Source organism: Sporomusa intestinalis (genome assembly GCF_055383785.1).
Map to the genome: position 1 here is coordinate 1,490,778 of NZ_AP042390.1, position 17,181 is coordinate 1,507,958.

Here is a 17,181-nt window from a genome sequence, read left to right on the forward strand (position 1 = left end):
GTAAAGCCACTCCGGCGGGAGTGGCTTTTTGGTCTGCAATTAAGAGCAGGTACCGCAAGGTACCTGCTCAACCGGTAGGCCTATTTGCTGCGAGTGGCTGCCAGACGGCGGCTGGCGGCATTGATTGCGTCTGTAATTTCCCGGGTATAGCCGGTACTGCCGCTGATAATATCAAGCAATGTTTTCTGTTTGAACCGGACAAGATCAAGGGTAGACTGCAGGCCTATAGCCTCTGTCATCATCAGGTATTCATCGGAAATATCGGTGGGAATACCGATGCTGGCCGCGTAAGCCCGCAGCTTGCCGGTTTCTTTTAAAACGGTTTTGCTTTCCATATTGTGCAGGGAAGAGCCGGGATCATCCCAAAACTCAACCGGTTTATAAATGGAATATTCATATTCCATGAACCGCTGGGTAAAGGTTGCTGCCCCTTCAGAGAAGCTAAAGCCAAATCTTGCGGCGTCAGTATACCATTTTGTTCCGGGAAAAGGTCCGGGCGGATTAACTATTACCGTATCCGGCAGCGCTTCATCAATTAGACGCACATTCGCCTGGAAGACTTCTGTCAAAGGGATCCCCGGCGGCAGCGGGCAGGGGTAAATAAGGGACAGGCCGACCCGGCACGGCAAGCCGGCGGCGTCAGAGGCCAGACGGATAATCCCGATTGTATCGATAATATCCTTTCGCTTCACCCCTTTGTTCATAATCTCCCGGTTAACATCGTCATGCCCGGTTTCCCCGCCCATAAACACAGCCCGGAGACCAGCCTGGATCAGGAGGCGGTAGGTTGCCAGGGTTTCTGCATTCACACTGGCAGCCCGGACAAACATGGAAAATCGGACTGTAAGGCCATGGGCTAAAATCGCTTCCGCAATTTTTCGGCCATGAGCCAGCGGTGTTTCGGAACTGCTAAACCGGAAAAAAGCTATACCATGCCCCAGCATTGCTTTAATTTCGGTAATAATGTCTTCGACCGGCCGGGGGGTAAAGGGAACCAGGCAGCGGGTATGGGAGCAAAAGTTGCAGTGATTCCAACTGCAGCCAACACCGTCGACAATGGTGTGGAAAAGAATTTTGTCGTTAAGGTCGGCAGCGTAATAGTTGGGAATTGTTTGCGCGGCCAGTCCCCGGGCCACCTCCTGCTGATCGCCGGCAAAGCCGCCTGTTTTTAACAACGGTCCGCCCCATTGTTCGCGGACTTGTTGCAGGAAAACGCTTTTTGAGGCTGTCCGCCGGCGCAACATAATAAGTTTTTCCAGAATTTCCTCGCCCGGTCCCATGATAGCAAGGTCAAAGTCTGTGTGCAACAGTACGATATCACCATACACTTTAACCTGAGGACCGCCGGCGATTATCAGTGTGTCCGGACTAAGCCGCCTGATTTCGGCTGCGAGTTCCCGGCACCAGGTATAGGCTTCGCCATACCATAGCTTCAGGCCGACGACAGGAATCTGCCGGGCCTGTACATCGGCAGCGATCTGACGCAGCCTGGCGCGCAGATACTCCCGCCGGCAGTGAAGAGCATAGGCCTGCAGGGGCCAAGCGGCAAATAGCAGACCGGCGGCTGCCGGTTTTACGCGGTAGGCTTTCATTAGCAATCGTGTCATTGTTTTCAGCAACCGCAGGCACCACCGGGGTACGCCTTTCTCTAAATCAGTTACCCTTTGGTCATCGATAATTTCAGCCTGCATGCCTTTGTGCTCCAGATAAGTACGCAAGATCACCAGGCTATTTTCGAGGGCCGCGTCTGAAACCACCCGTTGCCGTGGGGCATAACTGTTAATTAGCAAGATGTCTGGTGCAGTTTTCATTTTTGTTCCTCCCTGTCCAGGCTCAGGCGCAGCTTGGCGCCCAGCTCAGGATAAGAACGCTGAAGTTTTTCAAAGGAAATCCGGGATATTGCCAATATCTCGCAATCTGCAGCGGCAGTGGCATCCACCTGATGGTGAGTCTGGCCAAACAGACCTACCGCACCGAGAATATCGCCGCACTTAGCCACGGAAATCTCTCCGGCCTGGGTGGCAATGGTCATAGTTCCGGTCAGCAGTAAATTGAGCTCGTTGCACACATCGCCCCGGCGGATAAATTCGCTTCCCTGGCGGCACTCGACCGGGGTTGCAAGGTGCAGCAGTTTTTTTACTTCGTGTTCCTGTAAAGAATTCAATACAGTTAAAGTCGTCAACGGATCGCTGACCCGCTCCGTAACGAAGCTCCACCGCTGCTGCTCAGTGGTAAATAAACTCACAGGATAGCGGGAGGCCTCCGGGAAATTAGCCAGATACCATTCTCTGGCGGCAGTTGAATTAGTATATTTTTTGGCAATACGTAAATATGGTGAACGGATGGTGGCCAGATGTTCTACATCTTCCGGCATAAGTAAAATTGGCACCACAAATCCATAGCCAGGGTCCTGAAAGCCTGGCGCAAAAGACTGATATCCCAATTGTTCATACATCGGGAGAAGATACGGATTGCAGCCGCTTAAGTTGAACTGTATCTTATGTTCGCGCAGGAATTTATAGCAGTGTATTAAAAGATGAAAGAATACCGGCGTTTTTCGGTATTGCGGGTCGACCATCATTTTAGTCCCGAAACAAATATTTTTACTATTAGGACTAAATTTCTGGAAACGTTCAAGTTGAAAGGGGTGGGCAAGTTCAGTTGGAAAGTCACTAGCATTGCCAAAAGTTGCCCGGACAGCACCAACAATACGGCCATCAGCTAATTTTACATAAGCATGCTGACTCCGCGAATCGAGTTCATCCATTATAACTTGTCGATAGTGGTCAGTATTGGGGATAAGGCGTTGCATTTCACTAATCTGGATTTGATAACGAAAATGGTAGATAGCTTCTTTTTCTTCCGTTGTATGGGCATCATGAACTTTAATACTTTCCCCTTCTGGTTTGATAGCAGCTTCGAGTTTTTGTTTTTTGGTTTGCATTGTTGTCACTCCTTGATGTTAGTCACATAATAATTTTAAGTGGCCTATAACTCCCACTCACATAACACCACCTCCTAAAAGATTTTTTGCACTGTCTATCTGGTGTTACCATGACAGACAGGCGAAAAAAAAAGGCCTTTCGGCCTTCTTCATCAATTATTGTTTTTAAACCTTATGTTAATTGTCGTTCCGGCCGGTCCAGTATCAATGTCCAGTTTGGCATTATGCCTGTGCGCGATGCGATAGCAGATGGCCATACCCAGGCCAGTACCGGTTGCTTTAGTAGTGAAAAATGGTTTACCCAGGTTTTCAAGAACTTGTTGAGGAATGCCTGTTCCTTGATCGGCAACACTCAATATAGTTTCTTTGCTGTCATTAGTGGTTGTAATAGTTAGTTTTCCGCCTAACGGCATAGATTCAATCGCGTTGCGAGTAAAGTTAAGTATAAGCTGTTTGATCTCTTTATCATCAAGATGAAGATTGGGGATGTTACCAAGTTCAAGAACGGTTTCAATATTAAAGGATACGGCATCAGCCTGGATCAAGGGATGGATTGTTAATATAATTTCATTAAGATTGCATTTTTTCATATCCAGACTTTTATTTTTGCTTAGAGCGAGGTATTCGGTAATAATCTGGTTGGTCCGGTCAAGCTCATCAAGTAATAGGGTGAATTGTTCTTTATAACGTTGAAATTCATTTTTATTGCCAAATAGCTGTAAATAGCCGCGCACGGTGGTAAGGGGATTGCGAACTTCATGAGCCAGGTTGGCAGCCATCTGCCCAACAATGTTTAGCCGGTCAAGGCGCGCCACATCCTGCTCCAGCAGGACGCGCTTGGTAATATCACGCATAATTCCTTCAACTGCAAGAAGTTGACCATTTGAGTCAGTAATAACAGTTTGTTTTGGTTCTACCCATAGAATATCACCGTTTTTATGTACCACCCGGAGTATGCCAAAATCATTGAGACTGATTGGTGATTTAATTAATTTTTTAAAATTTTTCCGATCTGCCGGATAAATGATACGCATGATATCACGAAGTGTTTTTATTTCAGTAGAGCCATATCCAGTTAATATTTTAATAGATGGACTGATATATTCGAACCCAACAGGACGAATTAATTGATAACGGTAAATAACATCAGTAGCATTATCTGCTAATAGACGATAGTATTTTTCTTTTTCGGCAAGTTCGACCCGTGTTTTTTCAAAGTAAATCAATACAATACCAATTGCAACAGTAGAACGTAATAAGGCATCCAGTAGGTAACCCCAAGGAGCAAACCAGTCAAGTTGGAACAGGAATGGCATATCGAAAGCGTGGATGCCGAGCAGGAAAAAACCTCCAGCAGTAAGCCTGATTCCTAGACCCTTGATATTAATTTGACTTACAACTCTTCCGGCATTGGCATAAGCAAATGCAATATAAATTGCGCCAGGCAGCAGATAGGCTACGGTAGGTAAGCCAATTAACTTCCCTATTACAGAAAAAATTAAGACCAGGATACAACCAGCTAGCCAAATGGCGGACAATTTTTTTCCTGCCAACTCCATTGTGCCGGCTGTAAGAAGCAGACAATGAGCAAAAACCAGCACCCCATACATCATTCCTAAAAACACGGAAGATTGATTGATAAAAGCATTTTCAAGAAAAATAATTCTGACTTCATGTATGATCCATGCAGCTAGCCATTTTGCCAGATAACTATGTTTATATTGGATGTAAAAATAAGTATAGGTCAAAACCATTAATGTACTCGCGACGATATTCGTGGTTAAAGCGGCGTCCATAGACATGGAATGACCTCCTGATAACCTCTTATATTTCGATATTGACTTTAAAAGAGTTTGTATAGTGATGGGCTAAGAATATACTCTATTTTTCTAGGTAATTACTTAAAATCCTCTATATATTTCCAAAACTTCCAGTGGTAATCGACAAATGTTGCAGGTCTGATAGGAGGTGCATCGATAATTTTATTAGGGGATCGGTTATATGAAATGGGAGAAAGAGTAGAGATGAAATCTATTAACTGTTTTTGGGAAAAGTGATAATAGGGTATAGCTCAATGAGGTCAAAATTTTGTTAACAACAAAAGGCAACAAGCCGGAAAATATTCTGGTTTCCGGCTCGTTGCCAATCAATCTAGGGGTTAAATCATGCTATTATTCAATGGTAATCCCGGCGCTGGCATAACCTAACATCATGTTTGTGAGGTTGGTGCCTGTAGCGGATGCGGAAAAGAAGAGTAGCAGGCGGGAGCCGGCAGTTACCGGGACCGTGAGGCCGGTTGCGAGGACGCTGCTGCTAGTACCTATGGGGAGATCGCCTGTAAACGGTGGCACTAAGTCTACGGCGGAACCAGTTAAGGGGGTAAAAATGTTATCTCCCGTAAGAGATTGATAAAGCTGTACTGTCACGGTTAGCGTTGTGTCGACAAGGGTTACCGGATCAGCCAGGCTAAAAAACCCGGCAATTGCAGAAAGTATTCCGTTACGGGAAACCGAAAAGGCATAGTTTAGTGGCAAACCATTACTTGTAAGATCAATTGTCGGTCCAAGCGGAGCAGGACCGCCATCAGCACTGCCAAGGCCGATGAAGTAGGGGAAGCCTGGTGAACCATCTGCTAGAGTATCCAGGAGGATGGGGAAGCCTGATGCAAATGGAATCATTGCCCCCGCCCCGGTAGCGCCAGTAGCCCCGGTTTCGCCAGTAGCCCCGGTAGCGCCAGTAGCCCCGGTATCGCCAGTGGCCCCGGTGTCGCCAGTGGCTCCGGTATCTCCGGTAGCCCCGGTATCGCCAGTAGCTCCGGTGTCACCAGTGGCTCCGGTAGCGCCAGTGGCTCCGGTGTCGCCAGTGGCTCCAGTATCACCCGTAGCTCCGGTGTCACCAGTGGCCCCGGTGTCACCCGTAGCGCCGGTAGCGCCAGTGGCGCCAGTTTCGCCAGTGGCGCCAGTTTCGCCAGTGGCTCCGGTAGCGCCAGTGGCCCCGGTGTCGCCAGTGGCCCCAGTCTCACCAGTGGCCCCGGTGTCACCTGTAGCTCCCGTGTCACCAGTGGCGCCAGTCTCACCAGTAGCGCCGGTGTCGCCAGTAGCGCCGGTGTTACCAGTGGCGCCGGTCTCACCAGTAGCTCCGGTGTCACCCGTAGCTCCGGTGTCACCAGTGGCCCCAGTCTCACCAGTAGCGCCGGTGTTACCAGTGGCCCCGGTGTCGCCAGTGGCCCCAGTCTCACCAGTGGCGCCGGTTTCACCAGTAGCTCCGGTTTCACCAGTAGCTCCGGTGTCACCAGTGGCGCCGGTCTCACCCGTGGCGCCGGTCTCACCCGTAGCGCCAGTTTCGCCAGTGGCCCCGGTGTCACCCGTAGCTCCGGTGTCACCAGTGGCCCCGGTATCACCAGTGGCCCCGGTATCACCAGTGGCCCCGGTATCACCAGTGGCTCCGGTAGCGCCAGTGGCGCCTGTGTCACCCGGGGCGCCGGTATCACCAGTGGCCCCGGTGCCACCAGTGGGTCCAGTGTCGCCGGTAGCCCCAGTGACACTGGTTTCTTCCGCTATTTCTCCTAATACTAAAGAGGCTGTAGTTGATACCAGCGGCGAATAGGTTACATTGTTTGAGGCCCTGCTTACTAGTTGTATGGTTATGGGCACGAGGTTAACTTGTAAGAGGGCAAAACCAGTTACTTCTCCGGATTTTATGGGTGAATCGCCCGGGAGTTCATCTCCCTGCGAAGTTGAAATAGCAAAAGATATTCCTGATGATCCCAACATGGATTGGGTTGCTACCCACCAGTTGATGAAATATCTGCCAGGTTTATTGATAGTGATTTCTCCTGTCAGGGGATTATACAGTACAGAGCCAAAACTGCTTATTATATTGTCAAATAGTACGTTGGTGTTTGGTGCGACTGTGCCAGCCAGTTGTCTCTGAAGTTGAAGACCTATAGTATCCACGCTCTAACCTCCGTTAATTATTTGCATGTATTAATAATCGATAAGATTGCCTGAACAATTGTCAGCTTCCCTTTTATAGACCGAAAATAATTACATAATATAATATGAAGGTTTTAATAAAACCGTGAGTATTCCGCCCGGAAGATTCCTGGTCTGTTTTTTAGCGGCAAACTAAATATTTTACTTATTACCCTGCTTGCGATAAAATTAAAAATAAAACAAGCTTAAACTAAGGGGAGGTAATCGCTGATGGAAACGAAAAAGTTTGGCTCAAAAATTCTTGTTAGATGTGACAGGGCAGAGGAAATAGTAGAGTCGATTAAGCAAGTCTGTAATGACAACCAGATAAAGCTGGCCAGTGTGACCGGTATTGGTGCCGTAAATAAAGCGGTTATCGGGCTCTTTGAGCCAAACACCAAAGAGTACCATTCAACGCAAATTAATAAAGACATGGAGATTACTGCCCTTACCGGCAATGTTACCCGCATGAACGGCGAAGTGTATTTACATACTCATATTACCCTCACAGATGCCTCCTATCATGCGTTTGGCGGACATTTGACCTCTGCCTGGGTAAGCTGTACTGCCGAGATCATTATTGATATCATTGACGGCGAGGTCGACCGGGCCTTTAGTAATGAGATTGGTCTCAATTTGCTAAAAATGTCATAACAATAAAAGGACCAAACCGACCTGGTTTGGTCCTTTTATTGTTATGGCACGAAGCCGTTCCCTTACTTGCGGCTAAAATAATTGCAGCCCCAGCGATAGAAGGCGATAAATGCCCGGGACATTAAAAAGGTAATTGTTAATGTATAAAAAGTAGTAAACCAACGCCATTGTAAATACTCTATAAGCCTGGTATACCGTTCAATGGGGTATTCAATCATCGTTATACCCGCACTAAACAATAAGGCATAACCAATGATAGGCAACAGGCTTTTGTCTTTTGTAACCTGGTTGTACCACACGCACAGGATGGGAAATACCCACAATTCAAACAGGATGCAGGTATTATAATAATGAGGCAGCAGCCGGACCGGATAATCAATAAGTTTGAGGTTAACAACCGGGCTGCCCCAGATAAAGTCAATATTCATTTTGAACAGTAACACTACAATCCAGTCGCGAAAATATCGCCAGTCTATCAGAAAGACCAGTATGAGTAAAGCAAGCACAACGGCAAGTATGCTGATTATTCCTTCCAGGCTAAAAATCATGGTGTGAATACCTCTCCCATAGTCTTTTCACCAACTTATTCAGCTAAAATAGTAGGTCCCTTCTGAATTTATAACGACTTTATAACGACGCCTGCACGACTGATTATAGATTTCCCTGCTTCCGAAAAAATTAAAACGTAGTCGGCTTTAGTTTATACTGTAAGAATTTGGTATTAAATGGTTAGCTATGGTAAATCACTTAGAAAAGATAAAACGGCCTCCTCCTGTGTGGCCCAGGAGGTGACGAGACGGATGGCGGAATGTTCGTCATCGACATTCGCCCAAACGTAGAAGGCGTACTTTTCCTGGAGTTTTTTTATCAGCCGGTTGGGCAGGATCGGGAATAGCTGATTGGTGGCCGAGGGGGTCAGGAAGGGATAGCCCTTATTGCTGATGCCGTTTTTCAGGATACTGGCCATTTGATTCGCATGTTGGGCCAGCTCGAAGTACAGATTGTCCCGGAACAGCTCCTGGAACTGTAGGCCGAGAATATTGCCTTTAGCCAGCAGTGCCCCTTTCTGTTTCATCTGAAAACGGAAATCTTCCTTAAGGGAATCGCGACAGATAACAAGGGCTTCTCCCAGCAGCGCGCCGTTTTTTGTGCCGCCAATGTAGAATGCATCTGACAGGGTTGCCAGATCAGATAACTGCAGGTCATTTTCCTCGGAACAAAGGGCCGATCCCAAGCGGGCCCCGTCAATATAGAGATACAGGTTTGCTGCTTGGCAAAACCCGCTTAGCTGCGCCAGTTCGGCTTTGGTGTAAATTGAGCCGATTTCAGTCGGGTTGGAAATATAAACAAGCTTTGGTTTTACCATATGCTCATCGGTATGTTCAGCAAGAACGGCCTGGATATGGAGCGGGCTGATTTTTCCGTCTGCTACCTCAATCGCGAGGATTTTGTGGCCGGTAGCCTCGATCGCTCCGGTCTCATGCACCAGAATGTGCCCCGTATTGGGCGCAACAATTGCTTCATGGGGCCTGAGAAAGGCGGAAAGAGCGGTCAGATTCGTCTGCGTCCCGCCGACGAATAGATGAATGTCAATATTGTCAAGCCCGATTCTTTGTTTTAACAGCTTAATGGCTTTTTGGGTATATTGATCCTGGCCATACCCTTCATTTTGCTCAAGGTTTACCTGCAGTAACGCTTCCAAGATTCGCGGATGTGCACCTTCACTGTAGTCATTTTTAAAGCTATACATTGTCTACTCCTCCTCCAAACCGGTTGCCAGCTTGTATTTGTGCGCTATAATATACACAATCAGCAAGCTATTGTCAATGGCTGGAGGAATGTTTTGCCGTTTTTTTGCCTAACCCAAGCCAGTTCTTCCTAGAGCGAAACCGCCTATACCCTACAACAGGGCACAGACGGTTCTAACGGCAACCTAAAAATTAGTGCAGCTTGCACAGGAACTATTCCCCAACAGGCGCTGCGAATGGCGATCCGCATAAATAACAGCACAGCCGGCAAACTAATGGTATCATTTAGCAGTTAATTGTTACATGCTGCCTGAAAACTAGGAGGTGCTTGTTATGCAGCAGAACCAAGACAAATCGGCCGCCCCGGGGATTGATAAAAAAATGCGGCAGATGGAGGAATTCAGCACAGACCATAAAGGCCGGAAGCTGACAACAAATCTGGGGGTAAAGCTCACCAACACCGATGATTCGCTCAAGGCCGGAGTACGGGGCCCTACCTTAATGGAGGATTTCCATTTCCGGGAGAAAATTACCCATTTTGACCATGAGCGCATCCCGGAGCGGGTAGTTCACGCCCGGGGATTTGGCGCCTATGGTTTTTTTCAGGTTTATGAACCGCTGGCTGAATATACCAAAGCTAAATTTCTCCAGGACCCGGCTGTGAAGACCCCGGTTTTTGTCCGGTTTTCCACTGTCGCCGGCTCACGGGGCTCGGCCGACACGGTGCGTGATGTGCGCGGCTTTGCCGTGAAATTTTATACAGAGGATGGCAATTACGACCTTGTCGGCAACAATATTCCGGTGTTTTTCATCCAGGATGCCATCAAATTTCCTGATGTTATTCACGCCGTTAAGCCTGAACCGCATAATGAAATCCCGCAGGCGACAACGGCGCACGATACATTCTGGGATTTTGTCGTCAACACGCCGGAAACTGCCCATATGGTGATGTGGGTAATGTCAGACAGGGCCATTCCCCGCAGTTTCCGGATGATGGAAGGCTTTGGCGTTAATACCTACCGGTTTGTCAATGCCCAGGGCCAGGCCTGTTTTGTAAAATTCCATTGGAAGCCGCTGCTGGGTGTGCATTCGCTGGTGCGTGACGAAGCCCAGAAGCTGTCCGGCAAGGACCCCGATTTCCACAGACGGGACTTATGGGATGCTATTGAGCAGGGAAATTATCCTGAATATGAATTTGGTGTGCAAATCCTGGCTGAGGAACAGGAATTTGATTTTGACTTTGATATTCTTGATCCGACCAAGTTTTGGCCGGAGGAGTTAGTGCCGGTCAAGATTATAGGGAAAATGACTTTGAACCGCAATGTGGAAAACTTTTTTGCTGAAACGGAACAGGTGGCTTTTTGTCCTGGCAACGTTGTGCCGGGAATTGATTTCAGCAATGATCCCCTGCTGCAGGGGCGGTTATTCTCCTATCAGGATACGCAGCTCATCCGCCTGGGAGGCCCTAATTTCCATCAGATCCCGGTTAACAGGCCTGTTGTTCCCGTTCATAACAATCAGCGCGATGGTTATCACCGGCTGACTGTGGATAAAGGAACAGTCAGCTATTCCCCCAATGGGCTGCAGCAGAATTCTCCGGCTCCTGTTGCGGAAGAAGAGGGCTATGTTCACTATGCGGAAAGGGTTGATGCCCGTAAAATCCGGGGGCGCAGCGACAGCTTCCGTGACTTTTTCAGCCAGGCCACTCTGTTTTGGAATAGTATGTCAGACCCGGAAAAGGAACACATCATTGATGCCTTTCATTTTGAAGTAGGCAGTGTTAAGGATAAAGCATTAAAGCAGCAGGTTGTGGATATGTTTAACCAGGTAGCACCCGAGCTGGCCGGGAAGATTGCCAGCGGTATCGGGGCAAACCCGCCGGCAGAGCCCGGGGGAACCGGGGTGACCGCCGCTTCGGCTGCTGTGAGTCAGGCCAATACAATCAAGTTGCCGCTGACCAGAAAGGTTGCGGTGCTGGCTGCGGACGGTTTTTGCTACCAGGGGCTTAATCAGGTTGTTGATTTATTATTAAATGCCGGGGTCACCGCCGATATCGTCAGCAGCCGTTTGGGCATGCTTGCTGCTAAGGACGGCAAGCAAATGGAAGCGGTCAAGGATTTTACGACGGCGAACGCTGTTTTGTACGATGCCGTCTATGTCCCGGGCGGGGCTGAGAGTATCCGGAGTTTGCTAACAACGCCCGATGCCCGTGACTTCATCAATGAGGCCTATAAACATGCCAAACCGATTGCTGCCGCCGATGAAGGCGTAGACCTGCTCCAGGCTTCTGATGCCGCCCGGGCCCGGCTTGCGCCGCCGGACAGTGCCGGGCAGCTGCATGCCGGCCAGGGGGTGGTAACCGTGCGCGCGGCTTCTGACTGGCGCAGTTTCGGCGAAGAGTTTGTGCAGGCGATCGCTATGCACCGGCACTGGGAGCGAGCTTAGGCAAAAAGGAAAGCAGCGATATGCTAAGTAGGAAACTGGAGTTGAAATCTAAATTCAACTCCAGTTTCCTATGTTCGGCGGCAGGGATATTATACTAAAACCAGTAAGGAAACTAACCGGGTCTTGCTGGCGGCAGAAAATTATTTATTTGGATATTTTTGCACTGTTTGTTTAATAATAATCTCGTATTCTGTCAGAAAGGAGTGGATCTATATGACGCAGTTAAGCCAACTGGAGCTTCAGCATTTACGGCATATGATCGGCGGCCATGAGACTGTGGCCAACAAACTCGAAACTTATGCCCAGCAGTGCAGCGATGCCCAGCTCAAGCAAATGTTTCAGCAAGATGCAGTTGCCGCCAGGAATGCCAAACAAAAACTAATGTCATTTCTTCAATAGCAAAAGGAGGTATAACGGTGAACGATAAAGACATGCTAAATGACTATCTGGCATCGATAAAAGGGAGCTTATCCACGTATGCCAGTGTCATAGCCGAAACGAATAATGCCCAGCTGCGTTCGACCTTTCAGCAAATGCGGGATCAGGATGAGCAGCGCCAGTATCAGCTTGCTCAGACGGCCATGCAAAAGGGGTATTACAAACCGGCTGCCCTTGCTCAGCAGAGCGAAGTTCAGCAATTAAAAACCGAATTAATGAGCGCCTCGGCTCAATAATTTAAATAGTAAGCCAAGAAAAGTCGCGATTGCAAGCAACCAGGCGACTTTTCGTTTTTTCGGTATTGAGGTCTTTTGGTGCAGGGCTAACCCAAGGAAGGAGAACGCGGATTGTGGCTGCCGAAAATCAACGTACTACACTGGTCGCAGGCCTGTTGCTGGCCATGTTTTTTTCTTCGCTGAACCAGACTGTGGTTGGGACCGCTATGCCAAGGATTATTGGTGAACTAGGCGGGCTAAGTATTATGACCTGGGTTACGACTGCCTATATGCTGACCTCAACAACCGTGGTGCCGATAGCGGGCAAGCTTGCTGACCTTTATGGGCGGCGCGTGGTATACATTACCGGCATCACCGTATTCATGCTGGGCTCTGCCCTGTGCGGGACCAGCAGCAATATGCTGCAATTGATAATTCACCGGGCGGTGCAGGGGCTTGGCGGCGGTATCATGATGCCTCTGGCGATGACGATTGTGGGCGATATTTTTGCGCCGGAGGAACGGGGGAAATGGCAGGGAATTATGGGGGCGGTCTTTGGGCTGGCCTCTGTTATTGGTCCTACTATTGGCGGCTGGATTGTTGATTATTCCTCCTGGCAGTGGGTCTTCTACATAAATCTGCCGATTGGTTTTTTAGCAACAATTACAATTTACCTGGGCTTAAGGAATGAACAGCTACTGATTGAGAAAGTGGTTATTGATTATGCCGGCGCCATTACCCTGATTACCGGAACGGTAGGTTTGTTGTTAGGGTTAAACCTCGGCGGAACGGAGTATGCCTGGTTATCGTGGCAGATCTTTGGTTTACTGGGAATATCGCTGCTGTCGTGGATATTATTTATTCATTTTGAGAATAAGGCTGTTGAGCCGGTGTTGAGCCTGGAATTATTTAAAAACAGGATTTTTACGGTTTCTAATATTGTCGGTTTTTTAATGGGTTTAGGCATGTTTGGCTCAACTATGTTTTTACCCTTGTTTTTCCAGGGAGTGCTGGGGATCAGCGCAACCAGCTCCGGTAATACCATGTTGCCGATGATGCTTGCCATGATGCTCACCAGTGTTGTTGTTGGCCGTTTGGCAACCAGGATTGCTTTCCGGTCCTTGTATATAGCCGGGATGGCGTTCATGTCGCTGGCATTTTTATTAATGAGTACAATGACCGTACATACCGCACAGCTTACGGCTATCGTATACATTGTTATTCTGGGGGCGGGAATTGGCGTTGTAACCCCTGTTATCACCCTTGCCGTGCAAAGCGCTTTTGGCGCGGCGCAGCGGGGGGTGGCGACCTCTGCCACGCAGTTTTTTCGCAGTATTGGCGGTACTATCGGGATTACTGTCCTGGGGGCCGTCTTTAACGGTTATTCGGTCAATGTCATGCGGCAGGAATTTTTTCCGGTTATCGAAAATATACCGCTGGCGGCGACAGGAGCTATAGCCGAGATGCTGGTTAAAGCTCAAACCGATCCCCGGAGTTTGTTTAATATTCTGCTTAGCCCGGAGACCCTGCACAGGATGACTGCCAATATGCAGCAGCTGTTGCTGCCGGCCCTGAAGACGGCCCTGGCCGATTCTCTTCACATCGTCTTCTGGGTGGCCATGGTCGTCTCCCTTGCGGGGATTCTTGTCAGCCTGTTGATGGGAGGCACAAGGCTTAATAACAAGGCGGAGCGGCCGGATGCCGAACAAGCCGGCGTAACCTTATATGCTGACGGTCTGGCTGCCGAAATTGAATTGGCTGCTGATCTCGTTCCCGATCTTATTGATGGGGACAGGACCGCCGGAAAACGTGACTAAAAAGCATGTTAATCTGATTCTTTATTATACAGCATCAGCACAACAAGGGAGGGCAATATGGATAAAAAACAACGGAATTTTTCCACCTGGTATCTTGTCATAGCCCTTATGGCGACCTGGATTTTTAACGATTTTGTGTATAAGCCGTTTATTATTCGCGAAACAGAAGTCAGTTACAATGTTTTTTTGCAGAATTTGAATGAGAATAAGATTGATACCGTTATTTTAAACGGGGACCGTATTGTCTTTACTTTAAAAGCAACAGACACGCAGAAAGAATCAGTTGCCAATGTTGTGGCCGTCAGTGATCCTGAACTGATTAAGCGCCTGGTAGCCGCCGGGGTTGAGTTTTCAGCCCAGGCGCCAACGCAAAGCTTGTTTTCAACCCTGTTAGGCTGGATTCTGCCTTTATTGCCGCTGCTCTTAATCTGGTATTTTATTTTTAGCCGGATGGGTGGGGGCGGCAATGCCATGTCGCTGGGGAAAAGCAAGGCCCATGAGATTCAGGGCGAAATGGTTGGGATTAAATTCAGCGATGTCGGCGGGGTTGGTGAAGCGGAAATTGAACTGCGGGAAATTATTGAGTATCTGAAAAAACCGGAGAAGTTTGGCCGCATGGGTGCCAGGCTGCCGAAGGGAGTTCTGCTGGCCGGCCCGCCCGGCACCGGCAAAACACTGCTGGCCAAAGCGACTGCCGGCGAGGCGGGAGTTCCCTTTTTCTTCCTAACAGGTTCCAGTTTTGTGGAAATGTTCGTCGGTGTGGGCGCAGCCAGGGTACGCGACCTGTTTGAGCAGGCCCAAAAAAAAGCCCCCTGTATTATCTTTATTGATGAGATTGATGGCATTGGCCAGGCCCGCACCAGCATGGGGCGGATCGGCGGCAACAGCGAACAGGAAAACACGCTGAATCAGCTGTTGGCGGAAATGGACGGATTTCAGGCCAATTCGGGGGTTATCATTATGGCGGCCACCAACCGTCCGGAAATTCTGGACCCGGCCCTCATCCGGCCGGGCCGGTTTGACCGGCAAATTCAGGTAAACTTGCCGACTGAGCCGGGCCGGATGGAGATTCTTAAGATCCACACCCGTAATATGCCGCTTGGCAGTGATGTAAATCTTGCGCGCCTGGCCAAAATAACCGCCGGCTTTTCCGGGGCCGAGCTGGCCAATATTGCGAATGAGGCCTCTTTGCTGGCGATCCGGCAGCAAGCGGCAACCATTTCCATGGCTGATTTTGATTTGGCGATTGAACGGGTTGTCGCCGGATTGCAGCGGAAAACGCCCCTCTCCGACGATATCCGGGCCAAGGTTGCCTACCATGAGGTCGGCCACGCCCTGACAGCCTATTATCTGCCCGGGACTGATCCGGTTCACAAGATCAGTATTATTCCCACCGCTAAAGGGGCCTTAGGGTATACTATGCAGATGCCGGAAGAAGACCGGTATCTGATCGGTGAAACCGAGCTTAAGGCCCGTATGGCCGTTATGCTTGGCGGCCGGGCGGCCGAACTGATTATTTTTCATGAAAGCTCCACCGGTGCGGCAAATGACCTGGAACGGGCTACAGAAATGGCGCGGCGCATGGTGACTGAGTTCGGGATGTCCGCCAAGCTGGGGCCGGTTCGCTATGCGAATGCCGCCGGAGCTTATCTACGAGGCGGGGTTGCAGGCCGAGAGGATTTGAGCCCTGTTACCAGTGAACATATTGATGGGGAAATTCAACGGTTGCTGACGGAAGCACACAATACGGCCAAGCAGATTTTAGCCGAACACCTGGCTGTTATGGAGGAGGTTGCCAAGTTTTTGCAGGAAAAGGAAGTCATTTCCGGTGATGAGCTTACTCAGATTGTAAGGACGATGTCCTAACTGCATGATCTCCAGGCCTGTTAGGCGAAAGCAGACAACAACCCCCTCAGCTTAAGATGGATCAAGCTGAGGGGGTTGTTTGTGTTTGCCTGCAGTCTGTTGTTAGCTATCTGCAGCGCTGTTGAGCGTGTTTACTTTATTTGCAGCCCGGCAATACAGTTTGTCAGGGCCCGGCGAAAAGCCGTGTAGGTGTCAGCCGGACTTAATAGGGGCTGATAGCCCATATCCACCGTCGCTTTATCCCAGTTAAGGTGCCAGGTTTCATTCAGAAATGCCGGACCACTCCAGTCTGTTGCCGCCACTAGCTGCAGTGGCGATACGGATTGCGTTAATTCGATAATCGTCTGACCGATTTTTTCCCAGGCTAGAAACAGACTGCCAATATTGTAAGTGTTGCCGGCCGTCTCCTCCCGGGCGGCGGCAAGCTCGACCGCTGCCCCTAAATCATTCATGCTGACAAAGGTGCCGCCGGCTCCTGCCACCATTGACAGGGGCTGGCCCGCAAGGGCTATTTTCACTAATTCCCGCAGGTGTTTCCCGCCAATCGTATTGCCAAAAGCCCACCAGAAACGCAATACTGTCACCGGCAGATTCTGCTGCCGGCCAAGGGCCAGCGCTAACTGCTCGGCGCAAAGCTTGGCAATTGCATACAACGGTTTACGGGCCCGTTCCGGCCGGCAAGGATCTGCTTCGTTAACCGGACCGGCGGGAGGCGTGCCATAAACGCCGGCCGTGCTTGTATAGACAAACCGTTTCACTCCGGCCGCAGCACAGGCGTGCAGTAAATTAACCTGCCCCAGCAGATCGCTGGTAAACACAACCTTCGGTTCGTCGCTGAAACTCCAGGCCAAATTCACAGCCACATCCATACCGGCCACAATATCCTTAAGCGCTGCCGGGTCCGTAAGATCGGCCGTACAGGCAGTCACATTGCCTGTAGTCTGGGCCAACGGGGCAGCTTTTTTATCAAGAATCACTACTGTATGGCCCTGCCGGCCCAGATAGGCAGCCAGGTTGCTGCCCACATCGCCGGCTCCGCCTGCCAACAGAATTCTCATTGTCCGCTCTCCTCTTTATGAT

Annotated in this window: 13 protein-coding genes; 6 read left to right on the plus strand and 7 right to left on the minus strand. The window is 49.4% G+C overall.

Going from position 1 to position 17,181, the window contains the following annotated elements:
• Positions 1 to 80: 80 nt before the first annotated feature.
• The 4 genes from ACZ481_RS06825 to ACZ481_RS06840 all read right to left on the minus strand — a co-directional run bounded on the left by ACZ481_RS06825 (position 81) and on the right by ACZ481_RS06840 (position 6,597).
• Entirely contained in the window at positions 81 to 1,811 is a 1,731-nt protein-coding gene (locus tag ACZ481_RS06825; protein WP_464769412.1) for a B12-binding domain-containing radical SAM protein, read from the minus strand.
• Positions 1,808 to 2,944, minus strand: a complete 1,137-nt coding sequence (locus tag ACZ481_RS06830) for a GNAT family N-acetyltransferase (RefSeq protein ID WP_464769413.1) — start codon at positions 2,942 to 2,944, stop codon at positions 1,808 to 1,810. Before ACZ481_RS06830 ends, ACZ481_RS06825 begins: the two co-directional genes overlap by 4 nt.
• Positions 2,945 to 3,096: 152 nt before the next feature.
• Positions 3,097 to 4,746, minus strand: a complete 1,650-nt coding sequence (locus ACZ481_RS06835) for an ATP-binding protein (protein WP_464769414.1) — start codon at positions 4,744 to 4,746, stop codon at positions 3,097 to 3,099.
• 369 nt (positions 4,747 to 5,115) lie between these two features.
• Positions 5,116 to 6,597, minus strand: coding sequence for an exosporium glycoprotein BclB-related protein (locus tag ACZ481_RS06840; protein ID WP_464769415.1), 1,482 nt, complete (start codon positions 6,595 to 6,597; stop codon positions 5,116 to 5,118).
• A gap of 552 nt (positions 6,598 to 7,149) precedes the next feature.
• Here ACZ481_RS06840 and ACZ481_RS06845 point away from each other — a divergent pair.
• A complete protein-coding gene (locus ACZ481_RS06845; protein ID WP_464769416.1) occupies positions 7,150 to 7,572 on the plus strand; it encodes a PPC domain-containing DNA-binding protein in 423 nt (140 codons plus the stop codon).
• A 62-nt stretch (positions 7,573 to 7,634) separates the two neighbouring features.
• On the opposite strand, the gene ACZ481_RS06850 is transcribed toward ACZ481_RS06845, so the two are convergent.
• Together ACZ481_RS06850 and ACZ481_RS06855 are read right to left on the minus strand one after the other, a co-directional pair.
• Positions 7,635 to 8,120 (minus strand): CBO0543 family protein, encoded by a 486-nt coding sequence (locus ACZ481_RS06850; protein ID WP_464769417.1) that lies wholly within the window; start codon positions 8,118 to 8,120, stop codon positions 7,635 to 7,637.
• Between the two features lie 185 nt (positions 8,121 to 8,305).
• Complete coding sequence (locus tag ACZ481_RS06855) at positions 8,306 to 9,322, minus strand: threonine aldolase family protein (RefSeq protein ID WP_464769418.1); 1,017 nt, start codon at positions 9,320 to 9,322, stop codon at positions 8,306 to 8,308.
• A 331-nt stretch (positions 9,323 to 9,653) separates the two neighbouring features.
• On the opposite strand from ACZ481_RS06855, the gene ACZ481_RS06860 reads away from it, so the two are divergent.
• From ACZ481_RS06860 to ftsH, 5 genes are all read left to right on the plus strand, one after another.
• Positions 9,654 to 11,765 (plus strand): catalase, encoded by a 2,112-nt coding sequence (locus tag ACZ481_RS06860; protein WP_464769419.1) that lies wholly within the window; start codon positions 9,654 to 9,656, stop codon positions 11,763 to 11,765.
• 213 nt (positions 11,766 to 11,978) lie between these two features.
• Complete coding sequence (locus ACZ481_RS06865) at positions 11,979 to 12,164, plus strand: hypothetical protein (protein ID WP_464769420.1); 186 nt, start codon at positions 11,979 to 11,981, stop codon at positions 12,162 to 12,164.
• A gap of 17 nt (positions 12,165 to 12,181) precedes the next feature.
• The gene (locus ACZ481_RS06870; RefSeq protein ID WP_464769421.1) at positions 12,182 to 12,439 is read left to right on the plus strand and encodes a spore coat protein; all 258 of its coding nucleotides are present in this window, start codon (positions 12,182 to 12,184) and stop codon (positions 12,437 to 12,439) included.
• Positions 12,440 to 12,552: 113 nt separating this feature from the next.
• Positions 12,553 to 14,235, plus strand: coding sequence for an MDR family MFS transporter (locus ACZ481_RS06875; protein WP_464769422.1), 1,683 nt, complete (start codon positions 12,553 to 12,555; stop codon positions 14,233 to 14,235).
• Between the two features lie 57 nt (positions 14,236 to 14,292).
• Complete coding sequence (gene ftsH, locus ACZ481_RS06880) at positions 14,293 to 16,101, plus strand: ATP-dependent zinc metalloprotease FtsH (protein ID WP_464769423.1); 1,809 nt, start codon at positions 14,293 to 14,295, stop codon at positions 16,099 to 16,101.
• A 131-nt stretch (positions 16,102 to 16,232) separates the two neighbouring features.
• Here ftsH and ACZ481_RS06885 read toward each other — a convergent pair whose 3' ends face one another.
• Complete coding sequence (locus ACZ481_RS06885) at positions 16,233 to 17,159, minus strand: NAD-dependent epimerase/dehydratase family protein (RefSeq protein ID WP_464769424.1); 927 nt, start codon at positions 17,157 to 17,159, stop codon at positions 16,233 to 16,235.
• Positions 17,160 to 17,181: the final 22 nt, after the last annotated feature.